This window comes from Halobacillus hunanensis, from assembly GCF_900166655.1.
GTDB classification, from domain to species: domain Bacteria; phylum Bacillota; class Bacilli; order Bacillales; family Halobacillaceae; genus Halobacillus_A; species Halobacillus_A hunanensis.
In genome coordinates this window covers 1,231,073-1,252,463 of the sequence record NZ_FVZB01000006.1, presented here as the reverse complement: position 1 = coordinate 1,252,463, position 21,391 = coordinate 1,231,073, and the positions used below count along the sequence as shown (strand labels likewise).

Here is a 21,391-nt window from a genome sequence, read left to right as displayed (position 1 = left end):
AGGAAGCGATATGTTTAACAGCAAAGAGGAGTTCATACAGGCCTTTTCTGAAAAGCTGAGAACTACAATCGGAAAAGAAGTAGAAACAGCGACAGAACAAGATGCGTATCGATCCCTTGGTGCGTTAGTTAAAGATCATATCAATAAGTATTGGCTGCAGACGAAGCAGCAATATGAAAAAGAACAGCCTAAGCAAGTGTATTATTTTTCGATGGAATTTTTAATGGGACGTCTGTTAAGCAATAATTTGTTGAATTTACAGGTGCTGTCACTAGTAAGAGAAGGTCTGACGGATTTGGGCTTCTCTCTGGCGGATCTTGAAGAGGCAGAAAATGATGCAGGACTCGGCAACGGTGGACTCGGCAGGTTAGCCGCTTGCTTTTTGGATTCCTTAGCTTCTATGGGATTGCCTGGACATGGATATGGAATCCGTTACAAATATGGCATGTTTGATCAAAAATTGATCGATGGCTATCAAGTTGAATTGCCTGATCCATGGCTTTCTGATTCGTATATCTGGGAAGTGCGCCGTCCTGAAGAAGCTGTTGAAGTTCGATTTGGTGGTTATGTAGATGCAGGTATAACTCCTGAAGGCCTTTTGACTTTTGAGCATAGAGACTATGAACAAGTGAGAGCTGTTCCATATGACATGCCTGTCGTGGGTTATCAGAATGAGACCGTTCATACACTACGTTTATGGTCAGCTGAGGCGACACATGAGGACACACTGGCCCAAGCTTCGAAGCAAACTAAATTTGGTAATTTTCTTACTCAAAAGCGATCTCTAGAAGAGATTTCTGATTTTCTTTATCCTGACGATTCCCATGAAGAGGGTAAGAGGCTGCGATTGAAGCAGGAGTACTTCCTCGTTTCAGCTGGTGTGCAAAGTGTGCTACGTTCATTTGAGCGTTTAGAGCTTCCGCTTTCTTCCTTTCCCGAAAAAATTGCCCTTCATATTAATGATACTCATCCTGTTCTCGTTATTCCTGAATTAATGCGAATCCTCATTGATGAAAAAGGGTTAACTTGGGAGGACGCGTGGGAGATTACACAATCGTCCGTGTCTTATACGAACCACACTACATTACGTGAAGCACTGGAGACGTGGCCGATTGACTTAGTACGCGAACTGTTTCCAAGGCTCTATATGATTATTGAAGAAATTAACGAGCGATTTTGCCAAAAACTTTGGACGCAGGGCCCGGGTGACTTTGAACGAATTGCACAGCTTGCAATCATTGCTGACGGTCAGGTAAAGATGGCTCACCTGGCGATCGTGGGAAGTCACAGTGTCAATGGGGTAGCCAAACTGCACACGGAGATTTTAAAAACACGGGAAATGAAGAAGTTCTATGATGTTTTTCCAGAGCGTTTTAATAATAAAACAAACGGTATTACTCACCGCCGCTGGCTTCTGCACGCTAATCCATCGCTGGCGGACCATATTACGAGAGCGATTGGAAACCGTTGGGCTGCTCAACCCGAACGGTTATTGGATTTACTTGCAAAGAAAGAGGACTCAGCTTTTTTAGATCAATTAGAAAAGGTTAAACAGCAAAATAAAAACAAGCTGGCTGCATTTATTAAGGATGTTACCGATATTACCGTCGACCCGCAGTCTCTGTTTGATGTTCATATCAAACGGCTCCATGGCTATAAACGCCAACTGCTAAATGCCCTTCACATTATGTACCTTTATCATGAATTGAAATCAAATCCATCCTTTGAAATGACACCTCGAACCTTTATTTTTGCCGCAAAAGCAGCTCCTAGCTATCACTTTGCTAAGAAGGTAATCAAACTCATTACGACGATTGCAGATGTGGTGAACAATGATTCGGACGTACAAGGGCTAATGAAAATAGTCTTTCTGCCAAATTATTCAGTGTCTCTGGCTGAACAAATTATTCCGGCGACGGATGTTAGTGAACAAATTTCAACGGCGAGTAAAGAGGCATCCGGGACCGGAAATATGAAACTCATGATGAACGGGGCGTTGACGCTGGGCACAATGGATGGAGCCAATGTTGAGATTCATGAATTAGTTGGAGATGACGCGATTTATACGTTTGGCCTTAGTTCCGAAGAGGTACTTCATTATGCACACCATGGCGGTTACTGTTCCAGTGGAGTGTATGAGACCGATGAACGTGTTCGCAGGACAGTAGATCAACTCGTTCATTATAGTCCATTTTCAAAAGGTGAAACTGAATTTCAGGATCTTTATGATTCGCTGCTCATGCACAATGATGAATATTTTGTTCTCAAGGATTTTTCAAGTTATATAGCTGCCCAGCAGAGAATTGGTTATGATTATCATCAAAAGCGAAACTGGAATGTGAAGAGCTTAAAAAACATTGCCTGTTCCGGGAGGTTTTCCAGTGACCTTACCATACAAAAATATGCATCACAAATATGGAATATACAGCCTGTGAAAATATTAAGGTAAAACCGGGAAGGAAGGGTCTATTGTGAAGGCTCAGGATATTTATCATAATAGTTTTGACCTTACGTACAGGGAGCCATTTGGCGCAGCTCCAAATGGCTCCTCTGTTACGTTAACGATCGATATTAATCACCGACATCCTGTTTCATGTGTGATACTGCATTATATTTACGATAAATTAGATCGAGAAGCAACAATCGAAATGGATCGAGTGAGTGAGAAGCACCCGAGCAGCTCCTTTGAAGCTAGTATAATGATGCCGGAGAAACCTCAGCTCGTTTGGTATTTCTTTGAGGTGAAAATAGAGGAGGAAGTCCTTTATTATGGTCGATTGAATAATGAGGAAAGCGGGGAAGGAGAAATTTATAAAGAGGTTCCCCCCTCCTGGCAAATTACAGTGTACGATCCTAGTTATGAGACTCCTTCATGGTGGAAACATGCAACAATGTACCAAATTTTCCCTGATCGATTCAATGTATCGGGAAAAGTAAGGATTGGGGACGCTCCTAAGTCAAGTTTAATGCATACCCATTGGGATAACGATCCCTTTTATATTCGAAACGATCAAGAAGAAGTGGTTCGTTGGGATTTTTTTGGTGGGAATATAAATGGAATTATTAAAAAACTTGACTATATACAATCGTTAGGAGTTACGGTCATTTATTTGAATCCTGTCTTTGAGGCCGAAAGCAATCATCGTTATGACACAGGTGATTACCACAAGATAGATCCTCTTCTAGGTACGAAGGAAGAGTTCGAGCAACTAATTAGAAAGGCAGCCGAGTTGGGGATTGAAGTCATGCTTGATGGTGTGTTCAGCCATACAGGAAGTAATAGCAAATACTTTAACCAGAGAGATCAGTATGAAACAGTTGGAGCCTATCAATCTGTGAAATCTCCCTATTATTCGTGGTACACCTTTTATGATTATCCTGATCATTATAAAGCATGGTGGGGAATTGGGACGCTGCCGACCTTAAATAAAGAGGATGAAAGCTATCGGAATTTCCTGATTCACGAAGATAGCAGTGTGATAAAGACGTGGCAGCGATCCGGTGTGAAGCATTGGCGTCTAGATGTGGCAGATGAACTGACGGATGATTTGATTAAGCAGATCAATCGTCAGCTTAAGAAGTACGATTCGTCGAGTGTACTATTAGGTGAAGTATGGGAGGATGCATCCAATAAAACAGCCTATGGAAAACGAAGGGACTATTTCTTAGGCGGAGTGTTGGATTCTGCCATGAATTATCCTTTACGTGATGTAATGCTTGGTTTTATAAAAGGCGATGTAGATGCTTATTACCTTGATCGTCGTCTTCTGACTCTAAGTGAGCATTATCCCAAACAATTCTTTTATTCTCTCATGAATATGTTGTCCACTCATGATGTTGAGCGAATTAAAACACTGCTAGCCGAATTTTTGCCAGAGGATTTGGATAGTAATAAGAGAGCTGAATTAGTTCGTAAACAGATACAGGCGCTAAGCCTCTGGCTCTATACCTTCCCTGGCGTCCCCTCTTTATATTATGGAGATGAAGCTGGTTTAACTGGGGGAGAAGACCCTGATAATCGTAAACCTTACCCGTGGGGCAGGGAGGATCAACATCTGATTTCGTGGTATAAAACGATCGGAAACATAAGAAAGAAACATCCATCACTTAGAACAGGAAGTTGGAACTCGCTCACTCCACACGAAGATGTCTATGGCTATGAACGTTTAATTGAACACGGGGTTGATCATTTTGGGGATCCATCAGCCGACGAGCATTTATTATATATAATGAATCGTAATGTTAGTCAGGAAAGACAAGTGACCTTGCCAGCACGAAAAGGAAAATGGCAGCACTTGATTAACAAAAACCAAATGTTTCACGTGAAACAAAATGAATTGACGATTACACTTGAACCTTGTGAAAGTGTACTGCTCAGGCGTTTGAATTAGGCGGAATGTGAACCAATTGGAAAAACGTTTAAGAAAGACAGCCCGATTCAAGAAGTACAAAGAAGCCTTGCCGAGTATGTATTATAAACATTTAAAAGAGGCTGGGACAAAAGTGTTTTTATCAGATGAAAATCCGAACTAAGTAGAAATTATGATTAGTGCATTTAAACCGCTACGAAAATATACTTCGCTCCAACTGCATGTCGTTCGTCTTTTCACTTAAAATATTTAGTTATGTCCCAGCCTCTTTTTGTTTTGTTAACTTGGAGTTATAGAATCGTTCGTTCATCATAGGTTAACCATAAATGTAATCAAGTTGACAATTTGTTGTGAATAAGATACTCTTCACTACATACATAATGAAAAGCAGGTGTTGATCGTGAAGCTCAGAACAATGATTTATGCATCTTTATTTGCAGCAATAATTGGGGCGCTGGGGTTGCTTCCGCCTATTGTTACACCTTTTACGCCAGTACCTATAACAGCTCAAACTCTAGGTGTAATGCTGGCAGGCTCTATATTAGGTGCCAAACGAGGCGGTTTAAGTCTATTAGTCTTTGTTTTACTCATTTCAATCGGTGTACCATTGCTTTCAGGAGGTAGAGGAGGACTCGGGGTGCTTTTCGGTCCTTCCGGCGGCTACATTATGGCTTGGCCAATTGCGGCTTTTTCAATTGGGTTCCTTGTAGAACTTTTTTGGAAAAAGCTCAATATAGGCCTCTATATAGCTATTAATGTGGCAGGGGGGATTATCCTGGTTTACGCATTTGGGGTAACCTACCTTTCCATTATGACAGAAACGCCTTGGACAAAGGCGGCATGGGCGGCATTGGTTTTTATCCCAGGTGACCTTGTAAAGGTTGTTGCAGCCTCCTTATTAGCCAAACAAATTAATCGCGTCTATCCATTAATTGAAATGGACAGACGTGTTCAAAAAACATCTAAAGCGGCCTAAGAAGAAGGTTTGCCTTATTCGGGGCAAACCTTTTTTAAGACATAAAAGTAGAGTGAGGTGTGCAGAGTGTCTGTTATCGGTACGAGCATAAGAGAAATAGCTAAGAGATATCCTGAGCGGATAGCTATAGAAACTTGGAGGGAGCAAATCAGCTATAAGGAGTTCTATCAGTCTACTCAACTCCTTCAGCGTAAACTTACATTTTTATTTCCTAAAGGCAAGGGAAAAAAGATTGGGTACTTGCTTCCTAACGAACCAAAATGGATAGAACTATTTATAGCCATCAGTTCAATGGGAGGGATCGCAATTCCATTCGATCCTAAATGGAGTCCCCTCCAGTTATCCGAGGTTATAAAAGATGCTGAACCAGATCTAGTGGTCTATGATCAGGCTTTTGCTCATCAATTTGAAGGTATAAATACAGTTAAAACCTTTACGATAGAAGCTTTAGAGCTGCTTTCTCCAACTGGTGAGGTGGGGGGTGACTTCTCCAGTCAGGACCCATTTTATATAGGGTATACTTCAGGTACCACAGGTCAGCCGAAGGGGTTTATAAGAAGTCATGCATCCTGGGCTGATTGTTTCTCCCTGGGACGTCAGGCTTTTTCCTTAACAGAAGAAGACAAGATTCTATGTCCTGGCCCCCTGGTTCATTCACATTTTCTGTATGCTGCTGTGCAGTGTTTACATATAGGATCCACCTTACATCTGTGTTCCTCTTTCTCTGCGGACGAAGTTTGGGAACTTCTTCATACAAGGTCCATTACGGTAATGTATATGGTGCCGACTATGTTTGAAGCATTGACCAAAACAAGTGGCAGTGAGGTGAGCAATCATTTAACTACATTAATTTCTTCCGGGGCAAAGTGGAGAGAACGGTCTAAGCAGAAAGTTAGCAAAGTATTTCCGCAAGCCTCTGTTTATGAATTTTACGGAGCTTCTGAATTAAGTTTCGTTAGCTTTCGTAAGGTGAATGACGACACCCTGCCTGAAGGTTCGATCGGGAAGCCTTTCCCGAGTGTAGAGATTTCAATTCTCTCGGACAGCGGACAACCTGTACCCCAAGGGGAAGTTGGTACTCTGTTTGTGAAGAGTCCGTGGTTGTTCAATGGATATGTAAATCGACCTGAGGAAACGGCAAAGGTTTTTCATGGTGATTGGGCCACGGTTGATGATCTGGCATTTGTTAATGAAGAAGGTCATATCATCCTAAAAGGTCGGAAGCAGAATATGATCATTAGCGGTGGCCTTAATATTTACCCTGAAGAGGTGGAACAGGTGATCCGAAGACATTCGGCTATTGAAGAAGCTGCTGTGCTGGGTGTGGAGGATGAGTATTGGGGTCAGAAGGTGGTGGCTTTTGTTACCTGTGCAGGGGGCCGGAAACTAGTTATGGATGAGGTGAATGCTTACATGGCGAAGTTTTTGCCTAAATATAAATGCCCAAAAGAATGGATCCAGTTACATGAGTTCCCTTATACCGGCAGTGGAAAAATAGCGAGGAAGAAACTTCAAATCCCAATAAGGAGCGGTTAGATGAAGGAAGCAGTCATAGTCAAGGCGAAGCGTACACCGATAGGTAAGATCGGGGGATTACTCTCCCGTCTTCCACCTGAAAAACTCATCAACCCTATTTTAAAGAATTTAACAGAAGAGATCGACCCTGCTGAAATCGATGATGTGATCCTGGGGAATGTTGTAGGGCCTGGAGGGAATATCGCACGGCTGTCCTCATTAGAAGCCGGCTTACCCTTGACTATTCCTGGTGTAACGATAGACAGGCAGTGCGGATCCGGTCTAGAAGCGATTAATCTAGCAGCACGCTTAGTTCAGTCAGGTGCTGGAGACATTTTTATCGCTGGAGGGGTTGAGAGTACGAGTATGGCACCGTGGAAAGTGAAGAAACCTGTCTCTATTCATGATCCAATGGGGCCTGAACTCTATACGCGAGCACGTTTCTCCCCTGAATCAATAGGAGATCCTGAGATGGGAGAAGCGGCTGAAAATGTGGCAGAACATTATGGTATCACGCGTGAAAAACAAGATGAATGGGCTTATCTAAGTCATATGAAGGCTGTTGAGGCCCAACATGAAAACAGATTTAAGGAGGAGATCGTTGCAATAGATGGAGTACATCAAGATGAATGTCCACGGCCAAATACGTCCCTTGCAAAATTATCTACTCTTACACCCGTTTTTAAGCATGGTGGCACGGTAACCGCAGGAAATGCCTGTCCAATGAATGATGGGGCGGCTGCCGTTCTAGTGATGTCCCTGGAAAAGTGCCGCACGCTTGGTCTAAAGCCGCTAGCCCGGTTTATTGATAGTACGACAGCCGGCGTAGATCCTCACTTGCTCGGAATTGGCCCGATTCCTGCTGTGAAGAAATTGTGGAAGCGCCAGGGATTACGCTCAAAAGATATTGATCTTGTGGAATTCAATGAGGCATTCGCTTCTCAGGTTATAGCTTCATTAAATAGCCTGGAAATTCCATACGAAAAAGTGAATCAATCCGGTGGCGCACTGGCTTTAGGGCATCCTTATGGGGCGTCAGGAGCCATACTCGTGACGCGGTTAATGTCTGAGTTAGCCAGGGGGAGCAGCGTAAATCGAGGAGTCGCTACGCTTGGTATTGGCGGCGGAATGGGACTTGCAACTTTATTTGAATCTGTGAAAGGACTGTGATTTCACAATTTTATAGATACTCACGACAGAAGGATTTTTTAGATGCAATTCGCTTGTTGTATGAATACATATAGGATGTTCAAGCACAGGCACAGCTGCCTATCATACTTTATAACTGAGGTGGTAGCTGTGAAGAAGAATGTGCTTGTCTTTAGTGATTTCGGAATTGATGATTTTGTGGCAGTCATATACGCTTATTTCAATGAGGAAATAGAAATTGTAGGAGTTGTAGCTGACTATGGAAATGTGTCAAAAAGCACGGCTGTAAGAAATGCAGCTTATTTTCAGAAAGTCACTGGCAGAGAAGACATACCTGTTTTTGGAGGAGCAGAGATTCCTTTAACCGGGCGAGACCCTCAACTTTATCCAGATATACACGGTATTGGAGGGCTTGGCCCACTAACACCGGAAATAGACATTGGTAATGACCCATTTGAAAATTTTGATGAGATTAAAAAAATAATAGAAAAATATGAGGGGAACCTTACCATTCTAAACCTAGGCAGGCTGTCTTCGCTTGCTACTGCATTTATTTTATATCCTTCATGGATGGCGAAAATTACTGACTTTTATATTATGGGGGGAGCTTTTACGGTGCCGGGTAATGTGACTCCCGTAGCAGAAGCTAACTTTTACGGAGACCCGTATGCCACTAATATCATCCTTGAATTTGCCCCAAAACAACTTCACATTATTCCCCTTGATGTCACTCAGTATGCCTTGATTACACCTGAGATGATCAATCGATTAGATCACTTCTATCAATCTGTCAATAGTGATGTGGGCTTATTAGTCAAACCTATGGTCGATTACTATTACCAATTTTATAAAGAAAGGGACCCCACCATTAGGGGCAGCCCTTTGCATGACGTTTTAACGATGTGGGCAATTCAGGAAGATTCGATCATCGATTATGCAGAGATCCCCACTACGATTGTAGTTAATACTGGTGATGCCTTTGGTGAAAGCATAGGAGATTTTAGGAAAATTGAGGATAAGGCAAACTATCCACATCATAAAGTCGCTACGCAATTTTATTACCCGAAATTTATAGACTCCTTTTTCCGGATTATGACTAATGTGAATGCCCAAAAAGGGGTGTCCTTTGACGTTTCATAGAAAAACTAATTGAATGGTGTATAAACCATCGAGTAGACTATATACCAAGAGCTTTCAAAAGCAATGAGTTAGTCAATGGAGATGGGAGTCATACATTATGGGAGTTGAGGCACAGTCTAAACATCAAATGATAGACAAAAAGAAAGCTTTATCTATTTTGGGAATTATATTTGTTGCCTTTAATTTACGTCCAGCTATTACTTCTGTTGGTCCACTAATCAGTTCAATCAAGGCAGACATAGGTCTATCCAATGCTGCTGCAGGGTTTATTACAACACTGCCCCTGATAGCGTTTGCGGCATTTTCTTTTCTGGCACCAAAGTTTGGTCAGAGGTTTGGATTAGAACGAGTAGTGTTTGCGGGTTTACTAACATTAATAGCAGGAATTTTGATCCGGTTTATTTCAATGACATTTACCTTATTTGCAGGAACCGCTTTGATAGGTATTGGTATTGCGATATCCAATGTGCTTTTACCTGGGATTGTAAAGGAAAAATATCCTCTAAAGGTTGGCTTAGTAACAGCTGTTTATACCACTTGCATGTCTGTCTTTTCAGCGGTCGGCACTGGGCTTAGTATTCCTTTAGCTGAAGGATTTGGGCTCGGCTGGGAAAAAGCACTCTTGTGTTGGGGTGTGTTAGCTATTCCAGCTGCAATAATCTGGATGTCACAACTACGAAAACCAGCTAGAGCAGATGATGTAAAAACACCTGCACTGCAGGGTAGTTCGATATGGCGTTCGAAAATCGCCTGGCAAGTTACCATTTTTATGGGATTACAATCATTTTTATTTTATTCTATGATTGCGTGGCTGCCTGAAATCCTCAATGGCAGGGGGATTAGTATATCAACAGCAGGATGGATGGTATCAGTCATGCAGTTAACGGGGCTGCCGATGACGTTCCTGACACCAGTACTGGCTTCCCGGTTTACTAATCAAAGAGGAATTGTGGGAATGATTGGCTGCCTTTATACAACAGGCTTGTTAGGGGTATTGTTCGCAGAAGGCATCCCCTTATTGATTCTAAGTGTCATGCTGATCGGGATAGGCCAAGCCTCTTCTATCAGTTTGGCGCTTACCTTGCTTGGGCTTCGTGCAGATAATGCTCAGCAAAGTGCTGCACTGTCAGGAATGTCTCAATCGATTGGATATTCACTCGCTGCTGTGGGACCGGTATTGATCGGTATAATCCTGGATATTACCGCATCGGTGACAATTCCAATACTCTTGTTCATCGCCATTATTATTGTAATGGTAACAGCTGGTTTAGGAGCAGGGAGGAACCAGACAGTCTTTCAACAGAACAACCCCCCTCTTCCGTAATAGACAGAAGCAGAACACTCACGTTATAAGCAAGGCTTAGACATAACATAAAAGTTATATCATTCTATTAATATCAGTTCGGGCTGTACACCTGGAAAGATTACTACCATCGATTCGTAAGAATACTTCGCTTTCCGCGGCCCCACAGGACGTGGGGTCGTTCGGTGTTGGCAGGGGACGTGCCGATCTTAGTCGAACTTCCTAGGAAAGCAAATGTCGCTTTCCTGTGGAATCTTAGCTCGTGCTGTTTTCGCAGGAGGCTTATCATTTTGACTACGTTAATGATCTGCGTTTTCAAGTTAACTAATACTTCTCTATGCCTTTGACAATGCCTTTTGCCACTTGCTCGCGGTAATCTTTGCTTTTTAATAACTTCGCATCTTTTTTATTCGAGACAAACCCGGTTTCTACAAGAATTGCTGGCATATCAGTATGACGCAAAACATAATAATCCGCTTTAAACACCCCGCGACTCAGGTTACTAGTTTCAGAGATAACATTTTCTTGGACTAAATCCGCAATATCTTTTGCCTCCCAACTCCCTGCATTATAAAAGGTTTCAATACCTTTAGCGCTAGAGTCATAGTATCCGTTGGCATGAATACTGACAAAGAGATCGACTCCCCAGGTATTGGCCAGCTTTACACGATCTTCAAGGGTAACAAAGGTATCATCTGTTCGCGTCATTAAAACATCATAACCTTTTGCACGCAGTTTAAATTCAACGAGCTTAGCGATTTCTAGAATCACGTCTTTTTCCTGGAGAGAATTTCCGATGGCTCCAGGGTCTTTACCCCCATGACCAGGGTCGAGAATAATGCGTTCGATCTCCTGTCTCTCAGATTGATCAGGATTTTCCTCCCTGGACTCGTCTGGTTTTCTCGCGTGCTTCTCTTCAACGTGTTTTTCTTCCTCAACTCGCTCCCAAGCGCCTTCTGATAGAAAGGCGGTGCTTACAAATCCTAACTGTCCTTGATAAGTGATTTGCCCCCAGCCATTCTCAAGATCAATATACTCAACTTGTTGCCCTGGTAAAAGACTTCCGATCACCGTAGCATTCAAACTAGGCGCTTCCCGAACATTTAATGACAATTGGGTATCAACTTCGCCCGTTTGTGCTGCTTTTACTGGCGGGGTGATCGCCAGCGCAAATGTAACTGTCAGCACAAACAATAGAATGACCATGATGGAACGTGTTTTCAAATTCATACATAACTCCTCCCGACTATTAATAATGCAGTTTTTTTCTATGAAAGGTAGTGGATCATACTATTAATCTTGGACAAGTTTTAAATGATATATTCAGCAACACGCCACCAGGAGAATCTTTGACAAAAAACTCTAAAATACAAGCATTTTTTCATAATCTTTAGTAGAATAGTAGTTAATTGAATAGGCGAAGAAAACAGGCGTGATGTTACTCATCACTTAAAAGGGAAGTTGGTTCAAAATCCAACGCGGTCCCGCCACTGTAATTGCGAGCAGCCTGCAGATCCACTGTGTGTTAAACATGGGAAGGAGCAGGAAGCCATGACCATAAGCCAGGAGACCTACCTGTTTTTCTCACCAATAACCTACGCGGATAGGAGGTGTTTAGTAAAAAAGGAGTTCTGCTTATATGTCCATTCAGTGGAATTGCAAATCCTTGAATGTACACATCTTCATTGCGAGATGTGTTTTTTTATGCTCAAAAATAGATTCATTACAGGGGAGAGATTAATTTGAAACGTTTATTGAATTACATATTCATGCTTCTAATGACGATCAGTTTGCTGGCAGGCTGTGCAAGCAATGAGAACTCTGGCCAATCAGAGGAAAACAAGAAAGAAGATGCTGTAAATACGGAAGAATCCCAAGGTGCAACAGCTTACCCTCTTACAGTAAAAGATTCTGCTGGTAATGAAGTTGTCCTGGAGGAAGATCCTGAACGAATAGTTTCGTTAATTCCCAGTAACACAGAAATCACATTTGCTGTTGGTGCAGGTGAACAGGTTGTCGGAGTGTCAAAGCATGACAACTATCCCAAGCAGGTTAATGAAATTGACAAGGTTGGCGGCATGCAAATTAACACGGAGAAAGTTTTGTCATTAAAGCCTGATCTCGTGCTTGCACATGGGTCCAATGCTCATAATTCACAAGCAGCCATTAAGCAGATCAGCAATGCAGGGATTCCGGTCTATGTAGTTAAGAACGCCACTGATTTTAAAGGCGTATACGAAACGATTCAGTCAATTGGTAAATTAGTAAATGAGCAGAAGGAAGCGGATAGAATTGTTGCTGGAATGAAGAATAAGCTAAAGAAAATTAAGGAAAAAGCATCTACGATTGAAGACCCTAAAAGTGTCTTTGTTGAAGTATCCCCGGCACCGGAAATTTATACGACTGGAACGGGCACATTCATGAACCAAATGATCCTAGCGATTAATGCGAAGAATGCTGCTGCCAGCCAAGAAGGATGGGTGAAAATGAATGAAGAGGCCATTATTAGTCTACAGCCTGACGTCATCATTACCACCTATGGCTATTATACAGAGAAACCCATCGAAAAAGTTCTCAGCCGGGAAGGATGGGAACAAGTGCCGGCTATTAAAAATGAACAAGTGTTTGATGTTCACTCTGACATTGTTACACGTGCCGGCCCACGTTTAATAGAGGGTGTAAAGCGGCTGGCCGAAGCTGTTTATCCGGAAACGTTCGGTGATGAATAAACCATTAGCCTATATAGGGAGTTTTATGATCTTAATAGGTGCATGGCTGTCCGGCGTTGCTGTTGGCAGTGTACCTATTCCGCTCCCTGTCATTATCGGGGCTATAGCAGAAGCAGTTAGTCCTTATCAATCAACCATTGACCCTATAAACATCAGTATTATTGTAGATGTTCGCCTTCCGCGTGTCGTGTTAGCTGGATTAGTAGGTGCATCCCTAGCTATAGCAGGAGCATCCTTTCAGGGACTGCTGCAAAATCCGTTAGCGGACCCTTATACACTAGGTGTATCTTCAGGTGCCTCAGTTGGGGCAGTGTTGGTGTTATTTGTAGGCTTTTCTTTTCCGGTGTTCTCAGCTTTTACGCTTCCTATTGTCAGTATCAGTACGGCAATCCTTACCCTTCTTTTTGTTATCGCTTTTGCACGCATGCTTGATCGCACGCTTTCTATTGAGACGTTAATACTGACAGGGATTGTCATGGGATCTTTCCTAGGCTCGGTTATTTCACTCATGATTGCCTTGACTGGTGAAGAACTTCGGCAAATTGTTGGCTGGCTTCTCGGAAGTGTTGCGATGCGGGGATGGAATCACGTAGGGTTACTGTTCCCCTTTTTTGTAACAGGGGTGCTGCTGCTATTGACTCAGGGTCAGGAGTTAAATGCTATGTCCTTAGGGGAAGAACGGGCCAGACAGCTTGGTGTTCCTACGGAAAAGAGAAAAACAATAATATTATTAGCTGCTTCGATCCTCACCGGAGCAGCGGTTGCGGTATCTGGGACCATCGGTTTTGCCGGTCTAGTCGTTCCTCATATTTGCCGGCGTCTTTTCGGTACAGACCATCGACATCTTATTCCATTGTCCTTGATTAATGGAGCGACCTTCTTAATATTGGCAGATCTCATATCCCGAACAATAATTGCCCCTGCTGAGCTGCCGATCGGGGTGATTACATCACTTATAGGAGCGCCAATTTTTGGTTTCATTCTTTACCAACAGAGGAAAAAGGGGGCGAGTGTATGATTCAGGTAACGAACATGACAGGGGGATATGACGCGCGGCCGATCGTTAATGACGTCGACTTTCAAGTCAATCGTGGTGAGTTTTTTGGTGTGGTTGGGCCTAACGGAAGTGGAAAAACAACCTTATTTAAATTGATGAGTGGAATTCTTCCTTTGTGGAGAGGGGAAGTGATGATTGATCAGAAGCCACTTGAACACTATGGTCGTAAACAGCTGGCCAGGAAAATTGCAACTCTGCCTCAGATTCAACAGAGCTTCTTTTCCTATAATGTCTTTGAAACCGTGATGATGGGGCGATATGCTTATCAGTCTGGTTTCTTAAAACAGCCTGCGGAGCGGGATAAGGAAGTCGTCCGGAATGTACTCGATCAAACAGGACTGACGGAGATGAGCTCACTCCCTCTTAATCATTTAAGTGGAGGCGAAAAACAGCGTGCTTATTTGGCTCAAGCCCTGGCTCAGGAACCGGATATTCTGCTGTTAGATGAACCAACGAACCACCTTGATTTTAGTTATCAAAAGCAACTGCTGGATGAAATGAAACAGCTGTCTTTATCGGATCAGTTGACGGTTGTATCTATTTTCCACGATTTAAATACTGCAGGTCTTTATTGTGATCGAATGTTATTGATGGATCATGGAAAAGTGATTCGTATAGGTAAACCAGAGGATGTTATTCAAAAGTCTTTACTTGAGCAAGTCTATCATTCTTCCATTGCCGTTCACGCAAATCCGACAATATCAAGTCCACAAATGAACTTGCTTCCAAGTTATACTTCAAATGAAACACGAACTACCGTAACACCTGAACTTGTGAAGGTCACGGAGGAAAAAGTTACTGTAAGTACACGCAAGCCACTTAAAACCTTTTCCTCTGCTCTCATTGGTGGAGGATTTGGCTGGTATCGTAATTTCGTAAACGGTCATGTAGATAAAAGTTTCGCTTGTGATGCTCCTGACCAATTCATAAAGGGAAAGTGTCAACAATGGGGTCTGGCTGAACAAGATACTTTAGCGATGATGACAGCAGCCCACCTGCCTGATTATGCAGAGCGGTTTTTCAGGGGAGACGATGTTTCCATCTTAATTGTAGTTACAGCTGGACTGGGTAATGCAGTAGATGTTGTTTATGGGGATAAGCACGTGGAGTCGACCAATCCGGGGACTATAAACACATGGATTTTCGTTGAGGGCAGTCTATCTGAACAGGCATTTATTCAGGGTATCGTAACAGCGGCGGAAGCGAAGACAAAAGCTATTTCATCTTGTGGAATTAAAGGTCCACTGACTAATACAGGAGCTACAGGAACTTCCACCGACAGCATGATGATCGCAAGTACTCAAACTGGAAAGAGTCTGGAATATGCCGGACCGATAACTTTATTAGGAAGCAAAATTGGGCGGATGACTTATGAAGCAACAAAAGAAGCCATTGAACGTTATTTGGAAAGAATGAGACTTTCATGATCACACATCTTATAGCTTTAAGTTGCGCCTTTTTACTGGATATTTGGCTAGGTGACCCGCGGTGGCTGCCACATCCTGTCCGGGCGATAGGAAGTCTAATCAAATTCTTTGAAAATCGATGGAATAAAGGAAAGTTTCGCCGCTTAAAAGGGATGGTTATGGTTCTAATCGTTTGTGGTGCAGTCTACGTCATGACATGGCTTGTTATGACACTCAGCTATCATGTTCATGCCGTGCTCGGTGCAGCCGTAGAGTCTCTATTGATTTGGACAACGATCGCAATAAGAGGCCTGAAAGAAGCATCGCAGGAAGTGTATGCTCCGCTAATGGGGTCAGACTTTACCCGTGCGCGCCATCAGTTATCGATGATTGTTGGCAGAGATACCGAACATTTAGATGAATCCGAAATAGCGAGAGGGACAGTTGAGACAGTGGCTGAAAATACAAGTGACGGTATAACAGCACCACTTATTTTTGCTTTTCTCGGCGGCGCTCCGTTAGCTATGCTGTATCGTGCCGTAAATACTTGTGACTCAATGGTTGGGTACCGGCACGATCGATTTTACCTTTTTGGCTGGGCTTCAGCTCGATTGGACGATGTGTTGAATTTGATTCCAGCTCGGCTGACCTCGGTGTTACTTTTATTAGTAGAGAAAACTCATTTTCAAACGAAGAGAGAGGCTATGGCGTTATTGTTCCTTCATTCCAAGCGTCATCCTAGTCCGAATAGCGGCTGGGGCGAAGCGGTATTTGCTATTTTATTAGGAATTCAGCTCGGTGGGGAAAATCGTTATTTTGGTGAAGTATCGTTTCGACCTACAATTGGCATCCCCTATAAGAATATGGGGGCTGAACATATTAAAATCGCTCAAAACTATATGGTGCGAGCTGCTCTTTATGTTTTGACATTACTATGGATAGGAGGTGCCGCCATTGAACTGGCCGTCACATGGAGCTAACCCGCACTATTTAACAGATCCATTACAGCTCCCAAAAGTTACCCATGATTTTAGCGTGAATGTGAATCCACTTGGGCCTCCCCCATGGCTGCAGGAAAAATGGGGTGATTTTTTCGAACTCATAACTAATTATCCAGATCCTCATAACGAGGACCTACGTCAGACCATTGCACTGAAGGAGAAGGTTTCGGCGAAGCAAGTCCTTGTTGGGAATGGTGCATCTGAATTGCTTAGCTTAGTTGGACGAGTGTTTGCTGGCAAAAGGCTGTTGATTGTTGAACCGACTTTTTCAGAATACCGAACGATTGCAGAGGCAAATCAATGTATTATCGACTCTGTTTTTCTAACAGAATCAGAAGGGTGGGATTTGCCTGTAGAACGAATCAAAGCGAAGCTTCATGGTGTAGATCTCGTGGTGATTTGCAACCCCAATAATCCTACGGGCATCGCTTATAAACAAAGTGAGCTGGTTGAACTGCTGAATGAGCTGAAAAAGAGAGAGATTTCATTGTTAATCGATGAAGCATTCTACGATTTTGTTCAAAACGAACCATCGCTCATTCAGTATGTAAACAGATTCTCTCACCTCATTATTTTACGTTCACTGACAAAGATGTACTCCATCCCGGGGCTAAGGATTGGCTACCTTGCTGGGTCTGAGAAGATGGTTGAAAGGTTCGCGGCCCACCAACCGACGTGGAGCGTTAACGCCCTGGCCCAGCAGGTGGCTATGCTATGTCTCAACGATTATACTTACCGGCAGGAGACGAGAGAGCTCATACATAGCGAGAAAGAACGGATTTTCCCTCGGCTTCAGAACCTGGCTTTTACTGTGTCAAATACTGAGGTGAACTACTATTTATTAGGAGGAGTTCCGTCCTTGAGTGACACGTTGCTCCCTTTTTTATTGAAAAACCGAGTGGCGGCCCGGCACACACATAATTTCCCCAGCTTAGATGGGGATTACGTGCGAATAGCGGTCCGCACGCAACAGGAGAATGACTACTTGCTGGATCTTCTTGAAAGGTGGGTCCGAACATGATGACCTTTATCTGTGGAGGTGTAAGGAGTGGAAAAACAAGTTACGCCGAGAAGCGTACACTGGAGTCAAAGCTGCCCTATCTCCATTACGTGGCTACGGGAGTAGTAACAGATTCTGAGATGCATGAGCGGGTAACCCGCCATCAAAAAGACCGTCGTCAAAGTCTTCGGTCGTGGAAGACATGGGAACAACCGACGGCTATCGGCAAGCTTTCGTTTACGGGAGATGACGCGATATTGATTGACTGCCTTACTACATGGGTCATGAATGAAATGCTGGAGCAGGAGGACATGGAACCAGATGATAGGATAGGTTCTTTAATTGAACAGCTTGATCGGCTCATTGCGGATGCTGGAGAAGTTTATATGATTTCAAACGATCTTAGCCGTGACGTTCTTTCTGACAACGAAATGGTACGCGACTACCTTTACATTCTTGGTTCAATACATAAATATGTTGTTAAGCAGTCCGATCAAGCTATCGAGATGGTATTTGGCCGGCCTGTTTACCACAAGGGGGGAGAGGCATGAAGGGTGTAATGATTCAAGGGACGGCTTCTAATGTAGGGAAAAGTTGGATTGCCACAGGGTTATGCCGATCACTTGTAAATCGGGGCATACGGGTTGCTCCATTCAAATCACAGAATATGTCTAACAACTCTTTTGTCACTGTAAATAGCCAAGAAATTGGACGCGCGCAAGGTGTTCAGGCTGAAGCGGCCCGGGTTGAAGCAACCGTTGATATGAATCCCATTTTACTTAAACCTACAAATGATCAGTGTGCTGAAGTAATAATTCATGGAGTCAGTCAAGCTTCCTGGTCGGGGTCAGACTACCGAAGCCACTGGTATGATAAAGGCAAGCTGGCTATTCAGCAGTCTGTTCAACATTTGGAAGATCACTATGATGTTTTAGTGATTGAAGGAGCCGGAAGCCCCGTTGAAATCAATCTGAATGACCGTGAGTTGGTGAATATGTCGGTCGCAGATCAGATTGATGTACCCGTTATTTTAGTTGCGGATATTGACCGGGGCGGTGTGTTTGCCAGCATTGCCGGGACACTGGCGTTATTGTCTGAGCAGCACCGGCAGCGTGTAAAGGGATTAATCGTTAACAAGTTTCGAGGGGAACGCTCTTTGTTTGAAAGTGGAGTAGAATGGCTTGAAAACTATACAGGCATTCCTGTGTTGGGTGTGCTGCCTTATTTAGAAGATCATGGAATTGAGGGGGAAGATTCATTGACGGTTCAATCTACTTCGGCCAAAAGAGAATCGTTCTTAGATATCGCTGTGATTCACTGGCCGTATCTATCGAATGAAACGGATATAACTCCACTCACTCAAGAGGAGGATGTGTCGATCCGTTATGTACGATCCGGCTATCAGCTAGGTAAACCAGATGCGCTTATTTTACCAGGAACGCGTAGCACGATAGAAGACTATTTTGCTTGTCAGGAAAACGGAGTGACAGAAGCGATCAAGGCTTATGCTGAGCGAGGAGGAGTGATTGTTGGAATTTGCGGCGGTTATCAGATCTTATCTGATGTCATGTACCGTGATGAGGGAGATACACAGGGTGTGAAAGGGATGGGGGTATTTCCTCTCTCTACAACTTTTGTGAAAAACAAACAGACCATTCGAGTGAACGGACACATTCATGAGATGAGCGGCTATTCTCCAGGTCCTATGTCCGGTTATGAGATCCACCTTGGTCGAACGGCTGGGTCAAACACACATCCGTTTCTTCAATTAAATGATGGCCCTGAAGGCATCAGCCTTGATCAAGGACGTTTAGTAGGTACTTATCTGCATGACTGCTTTTACAATGACAAATGGCGGACAGAATGGTTAAACCGGCTGCGACTCCGTGCCAACCTGCCCCAACAGCCAATTGTCCGTTCTAAGAATCGAAAGGATCGTTACAACGACTTGGCTGATTATTTGGAAACGTACCTTAACATGGATAAAGTCCTTGAAATGATAGAGGGGAAAAGCCCATGAAAAACGTAAGCCAAGGAGGGTTGCTTGCCCTGCAGTTTTTTTCTGTCTTCCCAGTAAGGAGAAATATTGAACCAACCCCGTCTGTCGTACGTTCGTGTCTAATATGGCTGCCAGTTCTAGGCTTCATGATAGGAGCATTAAATGCACTTGTTTTCTACGGATTAGAATCCTTTACTACATGGAGTCTATTGAGTTTAGTTGTTTTCACGATCATGGTTCCTGCCATTTGCAGCGGCGGTCTTCATCTTGATGGATTAATGGATTCAGGCGATGCTTTCTTTTCTTATCGGGACAAGCCCAGACGTTTAGAGGTGATGCAGGACCCACGTACAGGAGCGTTTGGGGTATTCGTCTTGTTGGCAGTGATCATTTTACGTTTTGTATTTATATATGAAGCGTTTCTTACCGATTTTTCAGTGATCGGGTTTATGATCATTATTCCATTTTTCTCAAGAGGTGTGATGATCCTGCTGTTAGGACACACACTATCAGCTAGAAACAGCGGGTTAAGTCACTTTTTTAACAGCCACTATACCCTCAAGGTAACAATTGCGGTCATTGGGCTAACGTTCATGACCTGTGCTGCTGTGTCTCTTCTTTCAACCAGTTACTTTGCTATTAGCTTAGTTATTCTGCTGGCATCGTTAGTTGCTGTATGGGGAATCAGAGTTTGGGCTATACGATCATTTGGCGGAATAACCGGAGATGTTTGCGGTGCTACTCTAGAAGGAATGGAGACATATTTATGGTTTATCGTGTTGTTATGTATTTGATTCGTCACGGAGAGACGCCATCAAATGGACAGGGACGCTATATAGGCTGGCGAAATGAGCACATGTCACAGCGAGGACTCAGCCAAGTGAACAGGATCAAGTCACGTCTTCCTCTATTTAAAAAAGTGTACGCAAGTGATCTTGGCCGATGTGTAGAAACAGCAGCCATCCTTTCTGGATCAACTGGAACAACTCGAACAACTAAGAAGTTGAGAGAATACCATTTTGGTGATTTTGATGGGCGTACATACGAAGAATTGAAGACCCAAACCGGCTATCAGCAATGGCTCAATAATATGGAAAAGGTCACCCCTCCAGGAGGAGAAAGTCTTCCTCAGTTTAAAGGTCGCATCATGTACTTTTTTTCTGAAATACTGAATGATCATAGCCATACTGACGAGCCTATTGCGGTTGTGACTCATGGAGGAGTGATTCGAACAATGCTTCACCACTGGTCGAAGCATTCAGAGTCGATGTGGGACTGGCTGATAGCACCTGGGGAAGCGTATAAAGTGCTGCTGGAGAAGGAGGGAGATCAATGGATTTTGTCACAGGTGGAGCGTATAACGGCAAGCTAGATTGGGCCATAGAGAACTATGACAGCGATTACACAATTTTAAAAGAGGGACAGATACTTGGGACAGTGGGAACTCACTTGCTGATTGTCAATAATCTCGAGGTGATGTTTTATAAGGATTGCATGAAGCCGGAAAAAGTAGCAGATCAACGCTGGGAGGAGTTTTATCATTCATTGATGGGATGGGAACGAGCTGATCCTGCTCGCCAGCTTGTGATGATTGGAACAGATATCACAGGAGGGATTGTTCCTGTGCAGCAGCGTGACCGTTTATGGAGAGATAGAACAGGATTTATTTATCAGCAAATCACAAATGATGCCCAGCGGATCTTTCGGTTGTGGTTTGGCATTTCTGAACAATTAAAATAGGAGGAA

Annotated in this window: 19 protein-coding genes and 1 riboswitch; of the genes, 18 read left to right on the top strand and 1 reads right to left on the bottom strand. The window is 43.4% G+C overall.

Annotated elements, in window-relative coordinates:
* Window positions 1-10 precede the first annotated feature (10 nt).
* The 8 genes from B5354_RS11670 (at window position 11) to B5354_RS11640 (ending at window position 10,474) form a co-directional block, all read left to right on the top strand.
* Entirely contained in the window at window positions 11-2,449 is a 2,439-nt protein-coding gene (locus tag B5354_RS11670) for a glycogen/starch/alpha-glucan phosphorylase (RefSeq protein WP_079528945.1), read from the top strand.
* 22 nt (window positions 2,450-2,471) lie between these two features.
* A complete protein-coding gene (locus tag B5354_RS11665) occupies window positions 2,472-4,391 on the top strand; it encodes a glycoside hydrolase family 13 protein (RefSeq protein WP_079528944.1) in 1,920 nt (639 codons plus the stop codon).
* 16 nt (window positions 4,392-4,407) lie between these two features.
* Complete coding sequence (locus B5354_RS20905; RefSeq protein ID WP_281252733.1) at window positions 4,408-4,533, top strand: hypothetical protein; 126 nt, start codon at window positions 4,408-4,410, stop codon at window positions 4,531-4,533.
* A 237-nt stretch (window positions 4,534-4,770) separates the two neighbouring features.
* Window positions 4,771-5,346, top strand: coding sequence for a biotin transporter BioY (locus B5354_RS11660; protein ID WP_079528943.1), 576 nt, complete (start codon window positions 4,771-4,773; stop codon window positions 5,344-5,346).
* 66 nt (window positions 5,347-5,412) lie between these two features.
* Window positions 5,413-6,882, top strand: a complete 1,470-nt coding sequence (locus B5354_RS11655; RefSeq protein ID WP_176142470.1) for an AMP-binding protein — start codon at window positions 5,413-5,415, stop codon at window positions 6,880-6,882.
* Complete coding sequence (locus tag B5354_RS11650; protein ID WP_079528941.1) at window positions 6,883-8,031, top strand: thiolase family protein; 1,149 nt, start codon at window positions 6,883-6,885, stop codon at window positions 8,029-8,031.
* 129 nt (window positions 8,032-8,160) lie between these two features.
* The gene (locus tag B5354_RS11645; RefSeq protein ID WP_245804763.1) at window positions 8,161-9,150 is read left to right on the top strand and encodes a nucleoside hydrolase; all 990 of its coding nucleotides are present in this window, start codon (window positions 8,161-8,163) and stop codon (window positions 9,148-9,150) included.
* A 97-nt stretch (window positions 9,151-9,247) separates the two neighbouring features.
* Window positions 9,248-10,474: a CynX/NimT family MFS transporter gene (locus B5354_RS11640; protein ID WP_079528940.1), complete on the top strand. Its 1,227-nt coding sequence runs from the start codon at window positions 9,248-9,250 to the stop codon at window positions 10,472-10,474.
* A gap of 303 nt (window positions 10,475-10,777) precedes the next feature.
* Here the strand turns inward: B5354_RS11640 and B5354_RS11635 are convergent, their stop codons facing one another.
* The gene (locus B5354_RS11635; protein WP_079528939.1) at window positions 10,778-11,683 is read right to left on the bottom strand and encodes an N-acetylmuramoyl-L-alanine amidase family protein; all 906 of its coding nucleotides are present in this window, start codon (window positions 11,681-11,683) and stop codon (window positions 10,778-10,780) included.
* 181 nt (window positions 11,684-11,864) lie between these two features.
* Window positions 11,865-12,046, top strand: a riboswitch (cobalamin riboswitch).
* Window positions 12,047-12,195: 149 nt separating this feature from the next.
* On the opposite strand from B5354_RS11635, the gene B5354_RS11630 reads away from it, so the two are divergent.
* The 10 genes from B5354_RS11630 to B5354_RS11585 are packed head-to-tail and all read left to right on the top strand — an operon-like array spanning window position 12,196 to window position 21,385.
* Window positions 12,196-13,182, top strand: a complete 987-nt coding sequence (locus B5354_RS11630) for an ABC transporter substrate-binding protein (RefSeq protein ID WP_079528938.1) — start codon at window positions 12,196-12,198, stop codon at window positions 13,180-13,182.
* On the top strand, window positions 13,175-14,200 hold the full coding sequence (locus tag B5354_RS11625; protein ID WP_079528937.1) for a FecCD family ABC transporter permease: 1,026 nt from the start codon (window positions 13,175-13,177) through the stop codon (window positions 14,198-14,200). Before B5354_RS11630 ends, B5354_RS11625 begins: the two co-directional genes overlap by 8 nt.
* Window positions 14,197-15,666, top strand: a complete 1,470-nt coding sequence (locus B5354_RS11620) for an adenosylcobinamide amidohydrolase (protein ID WP_079528936.1) — start codon at window positions 14,197-14,199, stop codon at window positions 15,664-15,666. The genes B5354_RS11625 and B5354_RS11620 overlap by 4 nt, the downstream gene beginning before the upstream one ends.
* The gene (gene cbiB / locus B5354_RS11615; RefSeq protein WP_079529160.1) at window positions 15,666-16,625 is read left to right on the top strand and encodes an adenosylcobinamide-phosphate synthase CbiB; all 960 of its coding nucleotides are present in this window, start codon (window positions 15,666-15,668) and stop codon (window positions 16,623-16,625) included. The genes B5354_RS11620 and cbiB overlap by 1 nt, the downstream gene beginning before the upstream one ends.
* Entirely contained in the window at window positions 16,600-17,667 is a 1,068-nt protein-coding gene (locus B5354_RS11610) for a pyridoxal phosphate-dependent aminotransferase (RefSeq protein WP_176142469.1), read from the top strand. Before cbiB ends, B5354_RS11610 begins: the two co-directional genes overlap by 26 nt.
* Window positions 17,664-18,197 (top strand): bifunctional adenosylcobinamide kinase/adenosylcobinamide-phosphate guanylyltransferase, encoded by a 534-nt coding sequence (locus B5354_RS11605; RefSeq protein WP_079528934.1) that lies wholly within the window; start codon window positions 17,664-17,666, stop codon window positions 18,195-18,197. Before B5354_RS11610 ends, B5354_RS11605 begins: the two co-directional genes overlap by 4 nt.
* Window positions 18,194-19,666, top strand: a complete 1,473-nt coding sequence (locus B5354_RS11600) for a cobyric acid synthase (RefSeq protein ID WP_079528933.1) — start codon at window positions 18,194-18,196, stop codon at window positions 19,664-19,666. Before B5354_RS11605 ends, B5354_RS11600 begins: the two co-directional genes overlap by 4 nt.
* Window positions 19,663-20,439, top strand: a complete 777-nt coding sequence (locus B5354_RS11595) for an adenosylcobinamide-GDP ribazoletransferase (RefSeq protein WP_079528932.1) — start codon at window positions 19,663-19,665, stop codon at window positions 20,437-20,439. The genes B5354_RS11600 and B5354_RS11595 overlap by 4 nt, the downstream gene beginning before the upstream one ends.
* Window positions 20,412-21,017, top strand: coding sequence for a histidine phosphatase family protein (locus B5354_RS11590; protein WP_176142468.1), 606 nt, complete (start codon window positions 20,412-20,414; stop codon window positions 21,015-21,017). Before B5354_RS11595 ends, B5354_RS11590 begins: the two co-directional genes overlap by 28 nt.
* A complete protein-coding gene (locus B5354_RS11585; protein ID WP_079528930.1) occupies window positions 20,978-21,385 on the top strand; it encodes a bifunctional adenosylcobinamide kinase/adenosylcobinamide-phosphate guanylyltransferase in 408 nt (135 codons plus the stop codon). The genes B5354_RS11590 and B5354_RS11585 overlap by 40 nt, the downstream gene beginning before the upstream one ends.
* Window positions 21,386-21,391 lie beyond the last annotated feature (6 nt).